General features: G+C 69.4%; 19 protein-coding genes. 6 read left to right on the top strand and 13 right to left on the bottom strand.

Annotated elements, in window-relative coordinates; translation table 11 throughout:
- Positions 1–60 precede the first annotated feature (60 nt).
- The 4 genes from A9977_RS09655 to A9977_RS09640 all read left to right on the top strand — a co-directional run bounded on the left by A9977_RS09655 (position 61) and on the right by A9977_RS09640 (position 3,768).
- Positions 61–981: a DMT family transporter gene (locus tag A9977_RS09655; protein ID WP_183024611.1), complete on the top strand. Its 921-nt coding sequence runs from the start codon at positions 61–63 to the stop codon at positions 979–981.
- An 18-nt stretch (positions 982–999) separates the two neighbouring features.
- Positions 1,000–1,797, top strand: a complete 798-nt coding sequence (locus A9977_RS09650) for an SDR family oxidoreductase (RefSeq protein WP_183024610.1) — start codon at positions 1,000–1,002, stop codon at positions 1,795–1,797.
- Between the two features lie 17 nt (positions 1,798–1,814).
- Positions 1,815–2,705, top strand: coding sequence for a DUF5672 family protein (locus A9977_RS09645; RefSeq protein WP_183024609.1), 891 nt, complete (start codon positions 1,815–1,817; stop codon positions 2,703–2,705).
- A 79-nt stretch (positions 2,706–2,784) separates the two neighbouring features.
- Positions 2,785–3,768 (top strand): quinone oxidoreductase, encoded by a 984-nt coding sequence (locus tag A9977_RS09640; protein WP_183024608.1) that lies wholly within the window; start codon positions 2,785–2,787, stop codon positions 3,766–3,768.
- Here the strand turns inward: A9977_RS09640 and A9977_RS09635 are convergent.
- Complete coding sequence (locus tag A9977_RS09635) at positions 3,758–4,648, bottom strand: LysR family transcriptional regulator (protein WP_183024607.1); 891 nt, start codon at positions 4,646–4,648, stop codon at positions 3,758–3,760. The two genes, A9977_RS09640 and A9977_RS09635, sit on opposite strands and share 11 nt — an antisense overlap.
- A 70-nt stretch (positions 4,649–4,718) precedes the next feature.
- Here A9977_RS09635 and A9977_RS09630 point away from each other — a divergent pair, with 70 nt between their 5' ends.
- Positions 4,719–5,720 carry a bile acid:sodium symporter family protein gene (locus A9977_RS09630; protein ID WP_183024606.1) on the top strand — a complete coding sequence of 334 codons (1,002 nt, stop codon included), beginning with the start codon at positions 4,719–4,721 and terminating at the stop codon, positions 5,718–5,720.
- Between the two features lie 7 nt (positions 5,721–5,727).
- Here the strand turns inward: A9977_RS09630 and A9977_RS09625 are convergent, their stop codons facing one another.
- From A9977_RS09625 to A9977_RS09580, 10 genes are all read right to left on the bottom strand, one after another.
- A complete protein-coding gene (locus A9977_RS09625) occupies positions 5,728–7,392 on the bottom strand; it encodes a Na/Pi cotransporter family protein (RefSeq protein WP_183024605.1) in 1,665 nt (554 codons plus the stop codon).
- A 92-nt stretch (positions 7,393–7,484) separates the two neighbouring features.
- Complete coding sequence (locus tag A9977_RS09620) at positions 7,485–8,312, bottom strand: phosphodiesterase (RefSeq protein ID WP_183024604.1); 828 nt, start codon at positions 8,310–8,312, stop codon at positions 7,485–7,487.
- A complete protein-coding gene (locus A9977_RS09615) occupies positions 8,309–9,376 on the bottom strand; it encodes an ABC transporter ATP-binding protein (RefSeq protein WP_183024603.1) in 1,068 nt (355 codons plus the stop codon). Before A9977_RS09615 ends, A9977_RS09620 begins: the two co-directional genes overlap by 4 nt.
- Positions 9,366–10,166: an ABC transporter permease gene (locus A9977_RS09610; RefSeq protein WP_183024602.1), complete on the bottom strand. Its 801-nt coding sequence runs from the start codon at positions 10,164–10,166 to the stop codon at positions 9,366–9,368. Before A9977_RS09610 ends, A9977_RS09615 begins: the two co-directional genes overlap by 11 nt.
- A gap of 18 nt (positions 10,167–10,184) precedes the next feature.
- The gene (locus A9977_RS09605; protein ID WP_259651881.1) at positions 10,185–10,994 is read right to left on the bottom strand and encodes an iron ABC transporter permease; all 810 of its coding nucleotides are present in this window, start codon (positions 10,992–10,994) and stop codon (positions 10,185–10,187) included.
- Positions 10,991–12,004, bottom strand: a complete 1,014-nt coding sequence (locus tag A9977_RS09600; protein ID WP_183024601.1) for an ABC transporter substrate-binding protein — start codon at positions 12,002–12,004, stop codon at positions 10,991–10,993. The genes A9977_RS09605 and A9977_RS09600 overlap by 4 nt, the downstream gene beginning before the upstream one ends.
- Before the next feature lie 55 nt (positions 12,005–12,059).
- A complete protein-coding gene (locus A9977_RS09595; RefSeq protein ID WP_183024600.1) occupies positions 12,060–13,058 on the bottom strand; it encodes a LacI family DNA-binding transcriptional regulator in 999 nt (332 codons plus the stop codon).
- Positions 13,059–13,183: 125 nt separating this feature from the next.
- Entirely contained in the window at positions 13,184–13,702 is a 519-nt protein-coding gene (gene lspA / locus A9977_RS09590) for a signal peptidase II (protein WP_183024599.1), read from the bottom strand.
- Positions 13,702–16,554, bottom strand: coding sequence for an isoleucine--tRNA ligase (ileS, locus tag A9977_RS09585; RefSeq protein ID WP_183024598.1), 2,853 nt, complete (start codon positions 16,552–16,554; stop codon positions 13,702–13,704). The genes lspA and ileS overlap by 1 nt, the downstream gene beginning before the upstream one ends.
- Positions 16,555–16,661: 107 nt before the next feature.
- On the bottom strand, positions 16,662–17,687 hold the full coding sequence (locus tag A9977_RS09580) for a bifunctional riboflavin kinase/FAD synthetase (protein ID WP_183024597.1): 1,026 nt from the start codon (positions 17,685–17,687) through the stop codon (positions 16,662–16,664).
- 167 nt (positions 17,688–17,854) lie between these two features.
- Here A9977_RS09580 and A9977_RS09575 point away from each other — a divergent pair, with 167 nt between their 5' ends.
- On the top strand, positions 17,855–18,415 hold the full coding sequence (locus A9977_RS09575) for an HNH endonuclease (protein ID WP_183024596.1): 561 nt from the start codon (positions 17,855–17,857) through the stop codon (positions 18,413–18,415).
- Here the strand turns inward: A9977_RS09575 and A9977_RS09570 are convergent.
- On the bottom strand, positions 18,412–19,200 hold the full coding sequence (locus tag A9977_RS09570; protein WP_183024595.1) for an enoyl-CoA hydratase: 789 nt from the start codon (positions 19,198–19,200) through the stop codon (positions 18,412–18,414). The genes A9977_RS09575 and A9977_RS09570 overlap by 4 nt on opposite strands.
- 4 nt (positions 19,201–19,204) lie before the next feature.
- Complete coding sequence (locus A9977_RS09565; RefSeq protein ID WP_183024594.1) at positions 19,205–20,563, bottom strand: alpha/beta fold hydrolase; 1,359 nt, start codon at positions 20,561–20,563, stop codon at positions 19,205–19,207.
- Positions 20,564–20,644: the final 81 nt, after the last annotated feature.

Below are 20,644 nucleotides of genomic sequence, written 5' to 3'. Positions count from 1 at the left end.
GGGCGGCCACACCTGCGGCCCGGCAAAGCCGGTTCCGCGGTGTCTTTGGAATAAGAAAAATTGACCTCCTCTCCCACCCCCTCGGCCGCGGCCCCCAAATCCATCCGCACCGGCCTGATCCTCGCCACCTTCGGCGCCATCGCGTTCAGCGGCAAGGCGATCATCGTGAAGCTGGCGTACCGGCACAACGTGGACGCGGTCACCCTGATCATGTTCCGCATGCTGTTCGCGCTGCCGCTGTTCGTGGCGATGGCCTGGTGGGCGGGGCGGGGCAAGGCGGCGTTGACCTTGCGCGACTGGCTGGGGGTGATCGGGCTGGGCTTTTCGGGCTATTACCTGTCGAGTTTTCTCGACTTCGCCGGGCTGGCCTACATCACGGCCAGCCTGGAGCGGCTGATCCTGTATCTCAACCCCACGCTGGTGCTGCTGTTCGGCTGGATCGTCTACCGCCGCCGCATCGTGCGCCAGCAGCTGATCGGCATCGCGATCAGCTATGCGGGCGTGCTGCTGGTGTTCGGCCACGAGGTGCAGCTGGGGCAGAGCAGCGCCGCGGCCTGGGGCACGCTGCTGGTCTTCCTCAGTGCGGTGAGCTATGCGGTCTATCTGGTCGCGAGCGGCGAGTTCGTCAAGCGCCTGGGCTCGCTGCGGCTGGTCGGCCTGGCGACCAGCGTGGCCTGCGTGCTGTGCATCGCGCAGTTCCTGCTGCTGCGGCCGATCGACGTGGCGCTGAACGTGGCGCCCGAGGTGATCTGGCTGTCGGTGCTCAATGCGACGCTGTGCACCGCGGTGCCGGTGCTGTCCGTGATGATGGCGATCGAGCGCATCGGTGCGGCCATGGCGGCGCAGACCGGCATGGTGGGGCCGCTCTCGACTATTCTCATGGGCGTGGTGTTGCTCGGCGAACCCTTCACGGCCTGGATTGCGGCCGGGACGGTGCTGGTCATCACGGGAATCTTTGTCTTTACGCGAACCGGGCGCTGAGCCCGCAGGAGAATTTGAATGGACCTCGGAATTGCAGGCAGGACGGCCCTGGTGTGCGGCGCGAGCAAGGGGCTGGGCCTGGGCTGTGCCGAAGCCCTGGTGCGCGAAGGCGTGAACGTGGTGGTGGTGGCGCGCGGCGCCGAAGTGCTGAACGCCGCGGCGGCTCAGCTCGAGGCGCTGGCCGCGGGCGTGGCGAACAAGCCCTTCGTCAAGGCCGTGGCGGCCGACATTACGACGCCAGAAGGCCGTGCCGCGGCTTTTGCCGCGCATGCCGACTACGACATCGTCGTGACCAACGCGGGCGGCCCGCCGCCCGGTGATTTCCGTGACTGGGACCGCGAGGCCTGGATCAAGGCGGTGGACGCCAACATGCTCACGCCGATCGAACTGATCAAGGCCACGGTCGACGGCATGGCCGCGCGCGGCTACGGCCGCATCGTCAACATCACCTCGAGTTCGGTCAAGGCGCCGATCGACATCCTGGGCCTGTCCAACGGCGCGCGCAGCGGCCTGACCGGCTTCGTGGCCGGCGCGGCGCGGACCTCGATCGCGGCGAAGGGCGTGACGATCAACAACCTGCTGCCCGGCGCCTTCGACACCGACCGGCTCAAGGGCACCATGGCCGGCGCCGCGAAGAAGAGCGGCCAGGACGTCGACGCGGTGCGCGCGGCGCGCCAGAAGAACATTCCCGCCGGCCGCTTCGGCAGCCCCGAGGAATTCGGTGCGGTCTGCGCCTTCCTCTGCAGCCGGCAGGCCGGCTACATCACGGGCCAGAACGTGCTGACCGACGGCGGCGCGTACCCGGGCACCTACTAAAGCCGACGAAGCCGCGCATGAGCGGGGACGCGTTCAGGCAGATCACCCTGGTGTCGGTCACCGGGCTGCCCGATGCGCGCGGCGCCGCGCTGGCGCTGCAATGGAGCCTGCAGCAGATGCCGGGTGCGCGGGCCCTGCTGTGCTGCCCGCAGGCGCCGCCCGACCTGCCGCCGGGCATCGCGCACCAGGCGATCGCGCCGCTCAACTACCACGAGTACAGCTGGTTCATGATGTTCGCGCTGTGGCGCGTGGTGCAGACCGAGTTCGCGCTGGTGGTGCAGGACGACGGCTGGGTCGTCGATGCTGCCAACTGGCGCGATGACTTCCTGGACTGCGACTACATCGGCGCGCCGATCCACCTGGCGCGCATCGACGGGCCCGGGGGCCCGGCCTGGCGCACCCGCTTCGACTGGGTGCAGGAACTGCAGCGGCCCGAACTGCGCGTCACGCCGGTCCAGAACGGCGGCTTCAGCCTGCGCAGCCGGCGCTTCATGCGGGCGCTGGTCGACCATCCGCAGGTCCGGGTGGAGATCCCGCCGCCCGATGCGGTGGGAGGCGACCCGCTGCGCATGCATTGGCACAACAACGCGCTGCTCGAGGACGTGCAGCTCAGCGGCGTGCTGCGGCCTGCGCTCGAGGCCGTCGGCATGCGCTTCGCGCCGCTGGCGCTGGCACGCGACTTCGCCATCGAGCATGCGGGGCCGCAACTGCACCACGGCTACGACCCGCTGCGGCTGTTCGGCCACCATGCGCGGGTGCGGCAGCTGGTGTCGCTGGCGCCGCTCACGCTGCGCTCGCAGATCCCGCTGTCGCAGCTCGACCTCTGGTACGGCGAGCGCGAGATCCTGCAGATGTTCGAGCGCCGGGGCTACCGCATCGAGTTCGCGGCCGAGCCGCCACCGGGCTGAGCAAGGCAATGCCCCGCGCCTTCGCGGGTGGGCCAAACGTGGCAGGATGCGGCTCTTCTTTTTGGAGACTGCAACGATGATGAGCAAAGCCGTCCGTATCGACCGCCATGGCGGTCCCGAAGAACTCAAGATCGTCGACGTGCAGGTCGGCGAGCCCGGCCCGGGCGAGATCCGCATCCGCCACAAGGCCGTGGGCCTGAACTTCATCGACACCTACCAGCGCAGCGGCCTGTACCCCTTCGCGATGCCGTTGCAGCTGGGCATGGAAGCCTCCGGCATCGTCGAGGCGGTGGGCGAGGGCGTGACGCACCTCCAGGTCGGCGACCGCGCCGCCTACGCCAGCCCGCCGCCGGGCGCCTACTGCGAGCTGCGCGTGCTGCCGGCCAAGAACGTCTGCCGGCTGCCCGACGCGATCTCCTTCGAGACCGGCGCGGCCATGATGCTCAAGGGCCTGACCACGCAGTACCTGCTGAAGAAGACCCTGCCGGCCGAAGGCCTGCAGCCAGGCGACTTCATCCTGTTCCACGCGGCCGCCGGCGGCGTGGGCCTGATCGCCTGCCAGTGGGCCAAGGCGCTGGGCCTGCAGCTGATCGGCACCGCCGGTAGCGACGCCAAGTGCCAGCTCGCGCTCGAACACGGCGCGGCGCACGCGATCAACTACAGCAACGAGAACTTCGCCGCGCGGGTGAAGGAGATCACCGGCGGCAAGGGCGTGAAGGTGGTCTACGACTCGGTGGGCAAGGACACCTACGAAGGCTCGATCGACTGCCTGCGGCCCTTCGGCCTGCTGGCGGTGTTCGGCAACGGCTCGGGCCCGACGCCGCCGATCAACCTGGGCATGCTGGCCTCCAAGGGCTCGCTCTACGTCACGCGGCCCACGCTGTTCACCCACATGTCCTCGCGCGAAGCCACGCAGGCCATGGCCGACGACCTGTTCGCGGTGGTGCAGAGCGGCGCGGTGAAGATCCCGATCGCGCAGCGCTACGCGCTGGAAGACGTGCAGCAGGCGCACCGCGACCTCGAGGCGCGCAAGACCACGGGCTGCACGATCCTCACGCTGTAGTTGCGATCTCGCGCACCAGCCGCCACACCCGCTGCGCCAGCGGCGAAGGCGCGCGGTTGCGCCGGTGCACCAGCATCACCTGGCGCTGCACCCGCGGCGTGAGCGGCAGCGCGACCAGCGTGCCCAGCCCCTGCGGCGGCACGGCCAGCGCGGGCATCACGCTGATGCCGATGCCGGCCTCGACCATGCGGAACACCGTGGTCGGATGGCCCAGCTGCTGCGCCACCTCGGCCTGCACGCCGTGCGCGAGCAGCGCCTCGTCGATCAGCCGGCGGCTGCCCGAGGCATGGTCGAGCAGCACCAGCGCATGGCCGCGCAGCATCGACCAGCGCACGCTGCGGTGCGCCGCCAGCGCATGGCCGCGCGGCACCACCAGCACGAAGGGGTCGTCGAGGATGGTTTCGGTCTGCAGGTCCTCGGCCGCCGAGGGCTCGATCACCACGCCGAAGTCGACCTCGCCGCTGCGCACGCTGTCGAGCACGTCCTGCTGGATGCGGTCGAGCAGCACCAGCTGGATCTCGGGCTCCTGCCGTGCGCAGGCCGCGATGCAGGCCGGCATCAGCTGGGCCGACAGCGTGGGGCTGCTGGCCACGCGCACCTTGCCGCGCCGCGCATGGGCCATGCCCTGCACGTCGAGCAGGGTCTGGTCGAGCTCCTCGAGCACCCGGCCCAGCCGCGCGGCCAGCGACTGGCCGGCCTCGGTCAGCACCACCTCGCGCGTGGTGCGGTCGAGCAGCTTCAGGCCCAGCTGCGATTCGAGCTCGAGGATCGAGCGGCTCACCGCGGGCTGGGTGAGCGCGATCGCATCGCCGGCACGGCTGAAATTGCGCTCCTCGGCCACGGCCAGGAACACGCGGAGCTGGCGCAGGCTGATGTTCATGCAGAGAAATCATATATCCATCAGATAAATCCATTTCTCTTTCGATCCGATCCCGGGCCCAATCCTGCCCATGGCCCGTTCACGCTTCCTCCCCGACAACTTCACCCTCGCCCTGGTCACGACCGTGGCGCTGGCCTCGCTGCTGCCCGCTGCCGGCCGCACGGCGCACTTCTTCGAGGGCCTCACGACGGTGGCCATCGGCCTGCTGTTCTTCCTGCATGGCGCCAAGCTGCCGCGCGAGGCCATCGTGGCCGGCGTGGGCCACTGGCGGCTGCACCTGCTGGTGTTCCTCAGCACCTTCGTGCTGTTCCCGCTGCTCGGGCTCGCGCTGCGGCCGGTGCTGCAGCCGCTGGTGACGCCCGAGCTCTACACCGGCGTGCTGTACCTGTGCGTGCTGCCCGCCACGGTGCAGTCCGCCATCGCCTTCACCTCGCTGGCGCGGGGCAACGTGCCGGCCGCGGTCTGCAGCGCCTCGGCCTCGACCCTGCTGGGCGTGTTCGTCACGCCGCTGCTGGTGAACTGGCTGGTGGTCTCGGGCGGCGCCGCATCGTCTTCCTTCGATGCCATCGGGCGGATCCTGCTGCAGCTGATGGTGCCCTTCGTGGTCGGCCACCTGCTGCGGCCCTGGATCGGCGCCTGGATCAAGCAGCGTGCCTCGGTGCTGAGCTTCGTCGACCGCGGCTCGATCCTGCTGGTGGTCTACACCGCCTTCAGCGCCGCCGTGATCGAGGGCCTGTGGCGCCAGGTGCCGCTGAGCGCGCTGGCCGGGCTGTTCGTGGTCTGCGCGGTGCTGCTGGCGCTGGCGCTGTTCGCCACCACCTGGACCGCGCGCAAGCTGGGCTTCGACAAGGCCGACGAGGTCACGATCGTGTTCTGCGGCTCGAAGAAGAGCCTGGCCAGCGGCATCCCGATGGCACACGTGCTGTTCGCCTCGGGCGCGGTGGGCGCCATCGTGCTGCCGCTGATGCTGTTCCACCAGATGCAGCTGATGGTGTGCGCGGTGCTGGCGCAGCGCTATGCGCGCCGGCCGGCCGACGAGGCCGTGGAGCCGGCCGCCGCCCGCGCCGCCTGAGCCGTTCTCAGGATTCCTTGACCGGCGTGAGCTGCGCCTCGCGCAGCCGGTTGGGCGCCAGCGCGCCGGCCGAGTCGAGGATCGGATAGGCGATCGAGCAGATGTGCGAGTTGATGCGTTTGAGGTCGCTGATCAGGTCGATGTGCAGCGAGCTGGTCTCCATGCTCGGCGTGGTGCGGTCCATGAGCCGGGTCAGGTGGGTGTTGGCGTAGGCGCGCTCGAGGTCGCGGAAGCGCGCCTTCTCTTCCAGCAGCTTCTGCGCGTCGCGCACGTTGCCGTTGAGGAACACGCTCATGCCCAGCCGCAGGTTGGCCACCAGGCGCTCGTGCAGCTCGACGATCTCGGCCATGCCGGCCTCGGAAAAATTGCGCTGCGGCTTGATCTTCTTGTCCTCGATGTCGATGATCACGCGCTCGATGATGTCGCCCACCTGCTCCATGTTGATGGTGAAGCTGATGATGTCGGTCCAGCGCTTGCTTTCTTCCTCGCCCAGCGCCTCGCGCGAGATCTTGGTGAGGTAGTACTTGATGTCGGAGTAGAGCCGGTCCACCACGTCGTCGAGCTTGCGCAGTTCGTCGGCCAGCCGCAGGTCGTTGTTGCGGATCACGTTGAGCATGCCGATCAGCATGGTCTCGACGATGTCAGCCTGGTGCAGCGCCTCGCGCGCCGCGTTCGAGATCGCCAGCGTGGGCGTGGACAGGGCCGAGGGGTCCAGGTGCTGCGGCCGGGCGGTGGTCGAGCCTTCCTGCGGCACCGGCAGCAGCTTCTTCACCAGCCGCGCCACCCAGTCGGTGAGGCCGATGAAGCCGATGCTCACCACCACGTTGAAGGCCAGGTGGTAGAGCACCACCAGCTGCGTCGCGTCGGACACGTAGGCCCGCACATGCGTCAGGTACAGCCCGACGAAGGGCGCGGCCACCGTCACGCCCAGCAGCTTGAACAGCAGGTTGCCCACCGTCACCTGCCGCACCGACATCTCGGACTTGGCGGTGGTCAGCACCGCCAGGATGCCGCTGCCCAGGTTGGCGCCCAGCACCAGGCCCAGCGCAACGTCGAGCGGCACCACGGCCGAGCTGGCCATCGCCGCCACCAGCAGCACCACGGCCAGGCTCGAATAGGCCACCACCGCGAGTGCCGCGCCGATGGTGATCTCGAGCAGGATGTCGCTGCTGATCGACACCAGGATCGCGCGCATGGCCGGCGAATCGAACAGCGGGCCGGTGGCCTGCACCACCAGCTGCAGCGCCAGCAGCATCAGCCCTAGGCCGATCAGGATGCGGCCGAAGCGCCCGGCAGCGCTCGCGGGCCGGGTGATCGAGAACACCACACCGGTGAAGATGAACAGCGGCGACAGCCACGAGAGGTCGGTCGAGAACAGCACGGACATCAGCGCCGTGCCCACGTCGGCGCCGCGCATCACGGCCAGCGCGGCCGGCAGCGCGATCAGGCCCTGGCCGACGAAGGACGAGGTCATGAGCGAGGTGGCCGTGCTCGACTGAACGAGCGCGGTCACGCCGATGCCCGACAGCGCCGCGGTGAAGCGGTTGCGCATGCTGCGCGCGAGCAGGGTGCGGAGGTTGGCGCCGAACACGCGCAGCACGCCCGTGCGGACCAGGTGGGTGCCCCAGACGAGGAGTGCGACTGCTGCCAGCAGGTTCAGCAGATGTTTCATGGACGGCGGATGGCTTTCTCTTCTTTGTTGTTCAGTGAGCCTCTATTGTCAACACGGGATGTGCGGCAAGGCGTCGGCCAGGGACGCGGGGTTCAGTCGATCAAGGCCCCATTCTCATGGAAAGGGTAGGGACCTTCAAATTCGCCCGCTGCGGCCAGGTGCGTGACCAGGCGTTCGCCGTCCCAGGCATGCACGCGGAAGCCCGGCGGCTCGAGGCCCCAGGACGAGGGCGCCTGCGGGTCCAGGTCGAGCGTGACCTGGTGGCCGGGTGCCGGCGAGGTCGAGGCGATGGTGCCGCCGAAGCGCACGTCGATCGCGCGGTGCAGGTGGCCGCAGATCACGCGCTCGACGTTGGGATGGCGCGCCACCAAGGCTTCGAGTTCGGCCCGGCCCTCGAGCAGGCCGATGTCGTCCATGTGGCCGATCAGCGTGCGGAAGGGCGGGTGGTGCATCGCGATGACCACCGGCTCGCCGCGGCAGGCCGCCAGCTGCGCTTCGAGCCAGGCCAGGCGCGCGGCGTCGAGCGTGCCGTGGCTGTGGCCGGGCACGCAGGTGTCGAGCGTGAGCAGGCGCAGGCCGCCGACCTTCACGCTGTACTGCACGAACTCGCCGACCGCACCGAGGTAGCTGTGGCCGGGGAAGCTGCGGCGCAGCTGGTCGCGGTCATCGTGGTTGCCGGGCATCAGGTAGACCGGCATGGTCAGCGGCGCCAGCAGTTCGGCCATGTGGGTGTACTCGGCGGCGCGGCCGAAGTCGCTGAGGTCGCCGGTGATCACCACCGCATCGGGCGCCTGGCGCAGGCGCAGCACGCTCTGCACCGCGCGCTTCAGGTAGGGCGCGGTGTCGATCCGGCCGTAGGCCAGCCGGCCCGGTTCGCGGATGTGGAGGTCGGTCAGTTGAACGAGAACGGTGTGGGTCATGCGCTGGCCTCCTCCTGCGAGGTCATGAGGCGGTCGGGTTGGATGCGGATGCCGATGGCATCGCCGGCGTTGAAGGGCGTGTCGCGCACCGCGTCGGCCAGCAGGCCCGGCTGGTCCACCAGGCTCAGGCGCAGCTGCACGCGGTCGCCGAGGAAGGTGCGCTGCTCGACGCGGGCCGTGCCCCAGCCGGCCTGGCCGGGCGCGCCGATCTCGACGTCTTCGGGGCGCAGCAGCAGGGTCGGGTGCTTCATCCAGTCGGCGGGGCATGCAATGGTCGTGCCGCCGAAGGCGAGCACGCCCTGCGCGATGGCCTGGGCCGAACGCTCGAGCCGGTTCACCCGGCCCAGGAACTCGGCCACGAAGGGATGGCTGGGCGCGCGGTAGAGGTCCTCGCCGCGGCCGATCTGCACGATGCGGCCCGCGCGCATCACGGCCAGCCGGTCGGCGATGGCCATGGCTTCCTGCTGGTCGTGCGTGACGTGGATGGCCGTGATGTGCAGCCGGCGCAGCAGTTCGGCCAGCTCGTCGCGCAGCGACTCCTTGAGCTTGGCGTCGAGCGCGGCCAGCGGCTCGTCGAGCAGCAGCACGCGCGGGCGCACGGCCACGGCGCGGGCCAGGGCCACGCGCTGGCGCTGGCCGCCCGAGAGGTCGGCCGGGCGCTTGTGTTCCAGGCCGGTGAGGCGCGTGAGCTCGACCAGCTCGCCCACCGTGCGGCGCTCGTCGGCCGCGCTCACGCCGCGGATGCGCAGGCCGTAGCCGATGTTGGCGGCCACGCTCAGCTGCGGGAACAGCGCGTAGCTCTGGAACACCATGCCCACGCCGCGCTGCTCGACCGGCTTGTGCGTCACGTCCTGGTCGCCGAAGCGGATGCGGCCGCCCGTGTCGAGCGTCTCGAGGCCGGCGATCAGCCGCAGCAGCGTGGTCTTGCCGCAGCCCGAGGGGCCGAGCAGCGCGAGCACTTCGCCCGGTTCCACGTGCAGGTTCGTCGGTTGCAGGCCGCGCGTGCCGTCGGCGTAGGTCTTGGCGACGTTCTCGACGTCGACCGGGATGCGTTCAAGTTCCATAGCGTTTCTGCATGAGATGGGCGAGGGACTGCAGGCCCCAGAGCACCGGAAGGATGACGATGAAGAAGACCAGGGTGTAGGCCGAGCCCACTTCCAGCCGCATCGAGGCGTAGCTGTCGGCCAGCCCCACGGGCAGCGTGCGCGTGAGCGGCGTGTGCAGCATCCAGGTCAGGTTGAATTCGCCGACCGAGAGCGTGAAGACCATCAGGCTGCCCGCGACGATGGCCGGGAACACCGCCGGCACCAGCACGCCGAGGAAGCGCTGGCGGAAGCTCGCGCCCAGCGTGCGCGCGGCTTCTTCCAGCGCGACCAGGTCGTTGCGCTGGAAGGCCGAGGCCACGGTGCGCACCATGAAGGGCAGCGTGAAGACGATGTGGCCGACCAGGATGAAGGCGAAGCTCTGGCGGAAGGCCGTGATCTGGCCATAGGCCAGGATCAGCGCCAGCGCGGTCGCCAGGCCCGGCACCGCCACCGGCAGCGTGAGCAGCTCCTCGAAGATGCGTGCGGTGCGCGAGCGGCTGCGCGCCAGCGCATAGGCGCAGGGCACGCCCAGCACGATGGTGCCCGCGACGCAGACCAGCGCCAGCGCGAGCGACCAGCCGACGGTGCCGCCGTAGACCTCCCACACCTCACCGAACCAGCGGGTCGTGAGGCCGCTCTTGAGGCCCACGCTGTAGTTGTTGACCAGGCCCGCCATCACCGACAGCAGCATCGGCGCGATCATGAAGAAGCTCACGATGGCCGTCACCGCGAACAGGAAGGGCGCCTTGGGTTGCGTGTTCTTTCGCATGCTTGTCTGCTCTCGTCCTCAGCGCACGGTCGGGTTGCCGCCGAAATGACGGGCCACGAACAGCACCAGCCAGGTCACGACGCCCAGCGCGATCGACAGCGAGGCGGCCAGCGCGAAGTTGGCGTAGTTGGTGAACTCGTTGTAGATGGTGATCGGGATCACCTCGAACTTGCTGGCCAGCGTGAAGGCCGTGCCGAAGGCGCCCATCGAGGTCGCGAACAAAATCGCGCCGCAGGCCAGCGTGGTGGGGGCCAGTTCGGGCAGCCACACGTCGCGCACCACGCGCAGGCGCGAGGCGCCCAGCGAACGGGCCGCTTCCTCGAGTTGCATGTTCATCGACTCCGCGGCCGCCGCGTAGGTGGCGATGGCGCGTGGCAGCGAGAAATAGAGGTAGGCCAGGAACAGGCCCAGCAGGCCGTAGGCGAAGGTGATGCGCTCGCCCACCAATGCGTCGGACAGGTCGGCCACCAGGCCCTGCCGGCCGCCCAGCAGGATCACGAAGAAGCCGATGATCACGCCGGGGAAGGACAGCGGCAAGGTCAGCAGCGACAGCAGCACGCGCTTGCCCACGAACTCGCGCCGCGCCAGGTAGACGCCGACCGCGCCGCCCAGGACCAGCGTGGCCAGCGTCACGCCCAGCGACAGCAGCACGGTGTTGACCATGCTCTGCACATAGCGGCCGTCGGTCAGCACCGCGAAATAGGTGGCCCAGCCCTTCTCCGCCGGCAGCGCCATCAGGCGCAGCACCGGCAGCAGCCAGAACATCAGGAAGAAGGCGCCGGCCGGGGCTGCGCAGCCCAGCAGCAGCCAGTGCTGCCTGGACTTCAACGCACGTCCTTCAGATAGCGGTCGGAGAAGGCGCGCTGCGCGGCGGCCATGCGGCCGTAGTCGACGGTCTTGGCGCGCGCGTATTCGGCGGCGGGCAGGAACTGGGCCTCGACCTCCTTGGGCATGGCGCTCGCGCGCACCGGGCGCAGGTAGGCCTTGGCCCAGATCGCCTGGCCTTCGTCGGACAGCGTGAAGTCCAGCACCTTCTTCGCCTCGGCCGCGTGCGGCGCCTTGGCCACCATGCTCATCACATAGGGCACGACCACCGTGCCTTCGGCCGGAATCACGAAGGCCACGTTGGCCTTGTCCTTGTACTTGGCGCGGTAGGCGTTGAAGTCGTAGTCGAGCAGGATCGCGATCTCGCCCGACAGCACGCGCGCGTACGAGGTCTGCTTGGGCACGATGGGCTCGTTCTTCTGCAGCGCCTTGAAGTAGTCGATGGCCGGGCCGAAGTTCTCGAGGTTGCCGCCGCGCGCTTCGTTGACCGCCACCGCGCCGACATAGCCGACGAAGGCCGACGCCGGGTCGAGGTAGCCGATCAGACCCTTGTACTCGGGCTTGAGCAGGTCGGCCCACGATTTGGGGATCGGCTTGCCCTTGAGCGCGTCGACGTTGACCATGAAGCCCAGCGTGCCCGAATGGATGCTGAACCAGTTCCCGGCCGGGTCCTTGAGACCGTCGGGGATGTCCTTGAAGTTGGCCGGCTGGTAGGGCGCGACCACGCCTTCCTTCTGCGCCTGGATCGCGAAGGTCACGCCCAGGTAGGTCACGTCGGCCACCGGGCTGGCCTTCTCGGCCACCATCTGGGCCAGCGCCTGGCCCGAGTTCTTGTTGTCGGCCGGCACCGTGACGCCGGTCTTGGCCTTGATGGCGCGCAGCTGCGTGCCCCAGTCGGCCCATTCGGTCGGGCAGTTGTAGCAGATGGCGGTCTGGGCCATGGTCACGCTGGCGGCGGCGAGGCCGGCGGCCAGCACGCCCAGGCGGGCGATGCGTCGAAGGGTCGAAGACATGGAAGGCTCCTTGGTCTGAAGGGATCGGGTGGGGAGAAAGAGAAAACGAAAGAGGTCAGGCCGGCGCGGCCGCATAGGACTCGCCTTCGCGGAAGGCATGGGGCAGCAGCAGGCTGGCGTCGGCGCCGGGCGCGGTGCCGGCGGCCAGCGCCTTCACCAGCAGTTCCACCGCATGGCGGCCGATGTCGTGGTTGGGCTGGGTCACGGTGCTCAGGGCGGGCGTCAGGTCTTCACCGAGCGCGATGCCGTCGAAGCCCACCACCGCCAGGTCCTGCGGCACGCGCAGGCCGTTGCGGTGCGCGGCGCGGATGCAGCGGATCGCCAGCAGGTCGTTCGAGCAGAACAGGGCGCTGGGGCGCGGCGCGGCCTCGAGGTAGTGGCGCACGGCCTCGACCGCGGTCTCGACGAAGGGCACCTCGAGCAGCGGCAGCGCGTCCAGGCCGGCGTCGGCCATGCCCTGGAGGTAGCCGCGATAGCGTTGCTGCGAGCGGTCGGAGGCGGCCAGCGTGCCGCTGACCATGGCGATGCGCCGGTGGCCCAGCCGCACCAGCCGCTCGACCACCTCGGCCGAGGCGCGCTCGCTGTCGACCGAGACGCAGGGATGGGCCGGGTGGCGGTTGTAGGCCAGCACATAGGGCACGGCCGCGCCGTGCAGCCGCTGCAGCGCGACCGAGTTCGAGGGGTTGGAGACCACCAGGATCATCCCGTCGACATTGCCGGCCAGCAGCTGGTGGACCGAGCGCTGCTCCTCCTCGACCTCGTAGCCGGTGGTGACCGGGATGATCGCGTAGCCGCCGGCCGCCGCGGCCTCGGCGATGCCCTGCAGGCATTCGGCGAAAGTCGGGTTCAGCAGCGTGGGCAGCACCACGCCCAGCACGCGGCTGCGCTGGGTGCGCAGGGTGCGGGCGCTGGCGTTGGGCAGGTAGCCGAGTTCCTTGGCGACGCGCTCGACCAGCTCACGGGTGGCGGGCGCGACCTTGTCGGGGAAGTTGAAGGCCCGCGACACCGTGGCGACGGAGACGCCGGCACGTTCGGCAACGATCTGGATGTTCATCTGTGGTGGCGCAATGTAATCGATTACATTGAAGCACGGCAGTATGACCCGGTGATGACGAACGAGAAAACCGCGTAAACCCTAGGCGGGTCGACGCGGTTTTCGTGAGAAGCGCAGGGGAGGGACTACTTGCCGCGTTTCACGCGCCGCAGCTCGTCGAGGATCAGGCAGATGGCGCCGATGGTGATGGCCGCGTCGGCCACGTTGAAGGCCGGGAAGTGGCGCCCGCCCAGGTGGAAGTCCAGGAAATCCACCACGTAGCCGTGCATCATGCGGTCGACCACGTTGCCCACGGCGCCGCCCAGGATGCAGGCCATCGCGAAGCTGAACAGCTTCTGGCCCGCGTGCGACTTCAGCATCCAGACGATGAAGATCGCGGCCGCCACGCCGATGCCGGTGAACAGCCAGCGCTGCCAGCCCGAGCTGTCGGCCAGGAAGGAGAAGGCCGCGCCGGTGTTGTGCGCACGCACGATGTTGAAGAAGCCGGTGATCTGGGTCCAGTCGCCCAGCCGGTAGTAGCCCAGGATCAGCGTCTTGGTGAACTGGTCGAGGATGAACAGCACCAGCGCCAGGCCCAGCCAGGGCCAGATGCTGTCGGCCAGGCTCTTGCCCGCACCCCGCTTGGCGGCGACGGCGCGGGCCATCAGGCGACGCTCCGCGCTTCGCCGGCGCCGTAGAGGTTGCTGGTGCAGCGGCCGCACAGCGTCGGGTGCGCCGCATCGTGGCCCACGTCGGCGCGCCAGTGCCAGCAGCGCTCGCACTTGGTGTCGGCGCTGGGCTTGACCAGCACCGAGGGCGTGTCACCGGCCACCAGCGTGGCGGCCGAGGTGATGAACACGAACTTCAGGTCCTCGCCCAGCGAGGCCAGCAGCGCATGGTCTTCCGGCGTGGCGGTGAGCACCACGTTGGCCTGCAGCGAGGAGCCGACCTGGCCGGTGGCGCGCACCGTCTCGATCTCCTTGTTGACGCTGTCGCGGATCTCGCAGATGCGCGTCCACTTGGCCAGCAGGCCGTCGTCGGGCGTGCCCAGGTCGCTGTAGACCTGCGTGAAGATCGAGGTGCCCGGCTCGCCCGTGCCGACCAGCTTCCAGGCCTCTTCGGCGGTGAAGCTCAGGAAGGGCGCCATCCAGCGCAGCATCGCCTGCGTGATGTGCCACAGCGCGGTCTGCGCGCTGCGGCGCGCCTGCGAGCCGGGCGCGGTGGTGTAGAGCCGGTCCTTGAGCACGTCGAGGTAGAAGCCGCCCAGGTCTTCGGAGCAGTAGATCTGCAGCTTGGCCACCACCGGGTGGAATTCGTAGACCTGGTAGTGCGCGAGGATCTCGGCCTGGAACTCGGCCGCGCGCGCCAGCGCGTAGCGGTCGATTTCCAGCAACTGGTCGAGCGGCACCGCGTCTTTGGCGATGTCGAAGTCGCTGGTGTTGGCCAGCAGGAAGCGCAGGGTGTTGCGGATCCGGCGGTAGGCGTCGACCACGCGCGCCAGGATCTTGTCGTCGCCCGCGATGTCGCCCGAGTAGTCGCTCGCGGCCACCCACAGGCGGATGATCTCGGCGCCCAGCTTCTTGCTGACCTCCTGCGGGTCGATGCCGTTGCCCAGCGACTTGCTCATCTTGCGGCCCTGGCTGTCGACCGTGAAGCCGTGCGTCAGCAGGCCCTTGTAGGGCGCGCGGCCTTCGAGCGCCGAGGCGATCAGCAGCGACGAATGGAACCAGCCGCGGTGCTGGTCGTGGCCTTCGAGGTAGAGGTCGGCTTCGGGGCCGGTGTCGTGGTGCACGTTGGGGTGGGTGCCGCGCAGCACGTGATAGAAGGTCGAGCCCGAATCGAACCACACCTCGAGGATGTCGGTGCTCTTGGTGTAGCTGGGCGCGTCCTCGGCGCCGAGGATCTCCTCGGCCGTGACGCGGCTCCAGGCCTCGATGCCGCCGCGCTCGACGATGTCGGCGGCCTGGTCGAGGATCTCCATGGTGCGCGGATGCAGCTCGCCCGAATCCTTGTGCAGGAAGAAGGGGATCGGCACGCCCCAGCTGCGCTGGCGCGAGATGCACCAGTCGGGCCGGCCGGCGATCATGTCGTGCAGGCGCGCCTTGCCGTTCTCCGGGTAGAAGCTGGTCTGCTCGATGGCGTCGAGCGCGGTCTGGCGCAGCGTCTTGGGCGCCTTGTCCTTGGTGAACACGCCCTCGCCTTCGTCCATGCGGATGAACCACTGCGCCGCGGCGCGGTAGATCACCGGCGTCTTGTGGCGCCAGCAGTGCGGGTAGCTGTGGGTGATGCCCTCGGTGGCCAGCAGGCGATGGGCATCGCGCAGCGCGGCGATGATCTCCGGCACGGCCTTCCAGATGTGCTGCCCGCCGAACAGCGGGAAGTCGGGCGCATAGGTGCCGTTGCCCTGCACCGGGTTCAGGATGTCGTCGTAAGCGACGCCGTGGGCGATGCAGGAGTTGAAGTCGTCCACGCCGTAGGCGGGCGAGGAGTGGACCAGGCCGGTGCCGTCGCTGGCGGTGGCGTAGTCGGCCAGGTACACGGGCGACAGGCGCCGGTAGCCCGCATCCACGTCGTACAGCGGATGCTCGAATTCCAGCCCGCCCAGCGCCTCGCCCTTGACCGTGGCCAGCACCTTGCCGTCGAGCGCGTAGCGGGTCATGCACATCTCGACCAGCGAGTTCGCCAGGATCAGCAGGCCGCGCTCGGTGTCGACCAGCGAGTACTCGAGCTCCGGGTTCAGGTTGATGGCCTGGTTGGCCGGGATGGTCCAGGCGGTGGTGGTCCAGATGACCGCGAAGATGTCGCCCAGCACATCGGGGCGGCCGAAGGCTTCGAGCACCTTGGCGCGCTCGTGCGCCTTGAAGGCCACATCGAGAGTCTGCGACTTCTTGTCGGCGTACTCGATCTCGAACTCGGCCAGCGAGGAGCCGCAGTCGAAGCACCAGTACACGGGCTTCAGGCCGCGGTAGACGAAGCCGCGCTCGATCACGCGCTTGAAGGCGCGCAGTTCGCCGGCCTCGTTGGCGAAGTCCATGGTCTTGTACGGATGGTCCCACTCGCCCAGCACGCCCAGGCGCTGGAAGTCGGCCATCTGCTGCGCGATCTGCTCGGTCGCGAAGGCGCGGCTCTTGGCCTGCATGTCGTCGCGGCTCAGGTTGCGGCCGTGCTTCTTCTCGATCGCATTCTCGATCGGCAGGCCATGGCAGTCCCAGCCCGGCACGTAGAGCGCGTCGAAGCCCTCGAGCTGGCGCGCCTTGGTGATCATGTCCTTGAGGATCTTGTTGACCGCATGGCCCATGTGGATCTGGCCGTTGGCGTAGGGCGGGCCGTCGTGCAGGATGAACTTGGGCCGGCCGATGCGGGCGTCGCGCAGCCGCTTGTAGAGCCCCTGGTCTTCCCATTCCTTGACCCAGCCCGGCTCGCGCTTGGACATGTCGCCGCGCATCGGGAAGGGGGTGTCGGGCAGGTTGAGGGTGGCGCGGTAATCGGTGCCGCCTGCGGTTTTGTTGTCAGCCATGGGGTTTCCAGAAGTCTGCGCTGCGGGGCAGCGCTCGAAGGATCGGGGGAGGGTGCGGCGCCGATGTGACACAAGGGCGGCCGCGCGCGGCGGAAGACGGTTCCGCTTTAAATTCGGTCGCGCGTGGTCTGACGGTGGGTGGACGCGAAGAAGGCGCGTGCATCGACGCCATCCTTGGCGATGCCCGCGGTGAGGGCTTCCAGGCTGGTGTAGCGCAATTCGTCGTGCAGTTTGTGCAGCAGTTCCACGCGGACGATTTTACCGTAGGCCCCTTCCCGCCCCAGTTCGGCGGGCCAATCGAGGCAATGGGTCTCGAGCAGCACGCGCCCCGCGTTGACGTCGTTCGGGTCGAGCGAGGGCCGCACGCCCAGGTTGGCCACGCCCTGCAGCGGGCGTTCGGCCAGCCCGTGCACCAGCACCGCGAAGATGCCGCTGGCGGCCGGTTTCCAGTGCTTGAAGCGCAGGTTGAGCGTGCGGAAGCCGTCGTCTCGGCCCGGGGCGGAGGCGCCCAGCGCCCGGCCCAGCTTGCGGCCGTGCACCACATGGCCCGAGATGGCGTAGGGCCGGCCCAGCAGCGCCTGGGCGTCGGCCATGCGGCCCTCGGCCAGGGCCTCGCGCACCGCCGAACTCGACACCCGCAGCCCGCGCACCTCGTAGCTGTTCATGCGCGCCACGTCGAAGCCGTGCTGTTCGCCGGCCGCATCGAGCATCGCGTAGTCGCCGGCGCGCTTGGCACCGAAACGGAAATCGTCACCCACCAGCACGTAGCGCGCGCCCAGGCCCTCGATCAGCACGTTCTGGATGAACTGCTCGGGCGACTGCGCGGCCAGCCGGGCGTCGAAGGGCAGCACGATGGTCTGCGCCACGCCGCAGGCCGCGAGCTCGCCCAGCTTGTCGCGCAGCGTGCCGATGCGCGCGGGCGCCAGCGCCGGCTGCTTGGTGAGCGCCGAGAAGTAGTCGCGCGGATGGGGTTCGAAGGTCAGCACGCAGCTGGGCAGGCCGCGCTGGCGCGCCTCGGTCTGCAGCAGCGCCAGCATGGCCTGGTGGCCACGGTGCACGCCGTCGAAATTGCCGATGGTGAGGGCGCAGGCCGAAGCCACGCCGGGATGCCGGAATCCGCGAAAAACCTGCATGGATCGATCTGATTTTGATAGCGCTGCGCGCCCGCGGAATGGGGCATGGCAGGGCCTGTTGTCACAAAGCCGGTATATTGTGACGCAGTGCGTCACGGCAGGTGCCCTCCGGGGTGCTGCCGTGGTCCGGGTCTCTCCGTGTTCTTCCCTGTGGTCAGGAGGCGTGTGTGAAGGTCTTGAAGCTGTCGGCCCAAGGGCTGCCCCAGTCGTGGATTTCGCTCGAAGAGGCGGTGCTCCACTATGCGGCGGGCGAGGTGCGCTGGGAGGTCGGCGCGCAGGTGGCGGTCTTCCGTGGCGGTCACAACGCGGTCACCGGCCTGCAGTCGCAGATCGCGATCAACAGCATCATCGGCACCAAGGGCGTGCCGCGCATCAACCCCTTCACCCAGCGTCCCGGCCTGAGCAACAGCAAGCTGTTCGCGCGCGACCGCAACGTCTGCGCCTACTGCGGCGGCCATTTCCACGAAGACGAACTCACGCGCGAGCACATCATCCCCTTCGCGCAGAAGGGCATCGACGTCTGGATGAACGTGGTCACGGCCTGCAAGCCCTGCAACCACCGCAAGAGCAGCCGCACGCCCGAGCAGGCCAACATGCCGCTGCTCTACACGCCCTATGTGCCCAGCCTCTGGGAGGACTTCATCCTGCGCAATCGCCGCATCCTGGCGGACCAGATGGAGTTCCTGATGGCGCACCTGCCGCAGAGCTCGCGGCTGCACGACAGCTAGGTTTTCCAGGCCGGCGGGCGCTTCTCGATGAAGGCCTGCACGCCTTCCAGCGCGCTCTCGTCCATCATGTTGCAGGCCATGGTCTGGCTGGCATCGGCCAGCGCGGCCTCGATGCCGGTCTCGAGCTGGCGGTAGAACAGGCCCTTGCCCAGGGCCAGCGCGATGCGCGGCTTGGCGACGATGCTGGCGACCAGCGATTCGACCTCGGCATCGAGCGCTTCAGGTGGCGCCACGCGGTTGACTAGCCCCTCGTCGCGTGCCTGCTGCGCACTGATGAACTCGCCCGTGACCAGCATCTCGAAAGCCGCCTTGCGCCCCAGGTTGCGCGACAGCGTGACGCTGGGCGTGGCGCAGAACAGGCCCACGTTGACGCCGCTGACCGCGAAGCGCGCGTCGCTCGCGGCCACGGCCAGGTCGCACATCGCCACCAGCTGGCAGCCGGCCGCGGTCGCGAGGCCGTGCACGCGCGCGATCACGGGCACCGGCAGGCGCTGGATCCGCAGCATCATCGCGCCGCAACGATCGAACAGCTGCTGGTAGTAGCTCGACGAGGGCTCGGCGCGCATCTCCTTGAGGTCATGCCCCGCGCAGAAGGCCTTGCCGGCGCCGGCGATCACGACCGCGCGCACCTGCTCGTCTTCTGCGAGGCCCTCCAGCGCCTGCTCGAGCGCCTCGATCAGGCCCTGCGACAGTGCGTTGAAGGCCGCGGGCCGGTTCAGCGTCAGCGTGACCACGCCGCGTGCGTCGCGCGTCTGCAGCAGGCAAGGCGTCGGGGTGGCGTCCATGGCCTCAGTAGGTGAGTTCGAGCACCGTCACATGGCCCTGCGCCGCGGGCCAGGTCTGGCCGGCGATGCGTTCGCCGTTGAACTCGCCGCCTACCGCGCGCTGCGGCTCGGCCGCGGCGATGCGCAGCCGGGAGCTCGACACGCCCGCGCCCCGGGGCGGCACGCCGGCCGGCGGGCTCTGGCCGTCGAAGCGCAGGGTGTCGCGCTGTGCGTCGAAGTAGCCGCGCGGCCGGGTGAAGACCACCACCGCGTTCGCGCCGGCGTCGGCCGCCGCGAGGCGCTCGGGCCGCAGGTGGATCACGCTGCTGCTGCGCGGGAAGGGGCTGCGGTAGATATGGGTCACGCCGCCGGCCGCGCTGACCGCGAACTCGTAGAACGCGTCGCCGCGCGCGGCGAAGGGCCCCCAGCGGCCGCCGGCGCCGATGTCCTGGCGGTGCACCGCCTCGCCGCGCCGTGCGCCCGTGGCCGGGTCGACCGCGTAGATGGCGAGCTGCGCGCCGGCCAGCGGCAGGTTCTCCGCGCTGAGCACACGGCCGCCGAGCACCACGCTGGACTCGGGCGCGATGGCCGTGACGCGCGGCGCCTCGCCCGTCAGGAACTGCCAGGTGGCGGCGAAGGCGGCCGGCGAGAACGAGACCTCGCGGTGGTCGACGCGCGGCAGCACGAGGTTGGTCGCGCCCTTGAGCGCCGGCCCGTCGAAGCCGATGTTGGTGGGCTTGCCCGGCGCGCCGATCCAGGCGCCGTCGGGCTGCGCGTACTTGTCGTTGTTGTCCGAGCGCAGGGTCAGCCATTTCACGTCCGGCGTGACCTCGTCGCCGTTCGGCCCCTTGGGCGCATTGAGCTGCTGCATGAAGGGCGATAGCCCCGAGAACTCGTTGTTCTCGCGGAAGCCCTTCACGGCCCAGATGCCGTGCGCCGGGTTGCCGCCCAGCACCACGTGGCTCACCACGGCCGCGCCGCCGCCGTTCTGCACATAGTTGCGGATCGTGTTGCCGCCGCGCGAGTTGCCGACCAGCACCACCTTGCCGGCGCCGGTGGCCTTGAGCACCCGGTCGACCTCGGCCTTCAGGAAGGCGGCCGATTCGGCGCTCGAGCTGCGGCCCGGCTGCGCCACCGCGTCGTCGTCGCGTGCCAGCGGCGCGGGCTGGTCGAGCGCGAACAGGCGGTCGCGCGGCCAGCCATTGGATTCGAAGCGCCAGAGCGTGGTCTGCCACAGCGCGGCCGAATCGCCGTTGCCGTGCATGAAGACGATCGGCGGGCGTTCGGTGCCCAAGCCGGAGGGGGCGGTGGCGCAGGCGGTCAGCATGGCGGCGGCGGCGGTCCCGAGGACGGCCATGGCGAGGAGGGTGCGGCGGGAGGGCATGTTGCGTTCCTGGGGCTGAGGTCCACGTGAAAACGCCCGCCGGCGCAAAAGCGGGCGGGCGTTGGATGCTAAGGGGGAAAG

It is taken from the genome of Variovorax sp. UMC13, assembly GCF_014170375.1.
Lineage (GTDB): Bacteria > Pseudomonadota > Gammaproteobacteria > Burkholderiales > Burkholderiaceae_C > Variovorax.
This window is presented reverse-complemented; position numbering and strand designations above follow the sequence as displayed.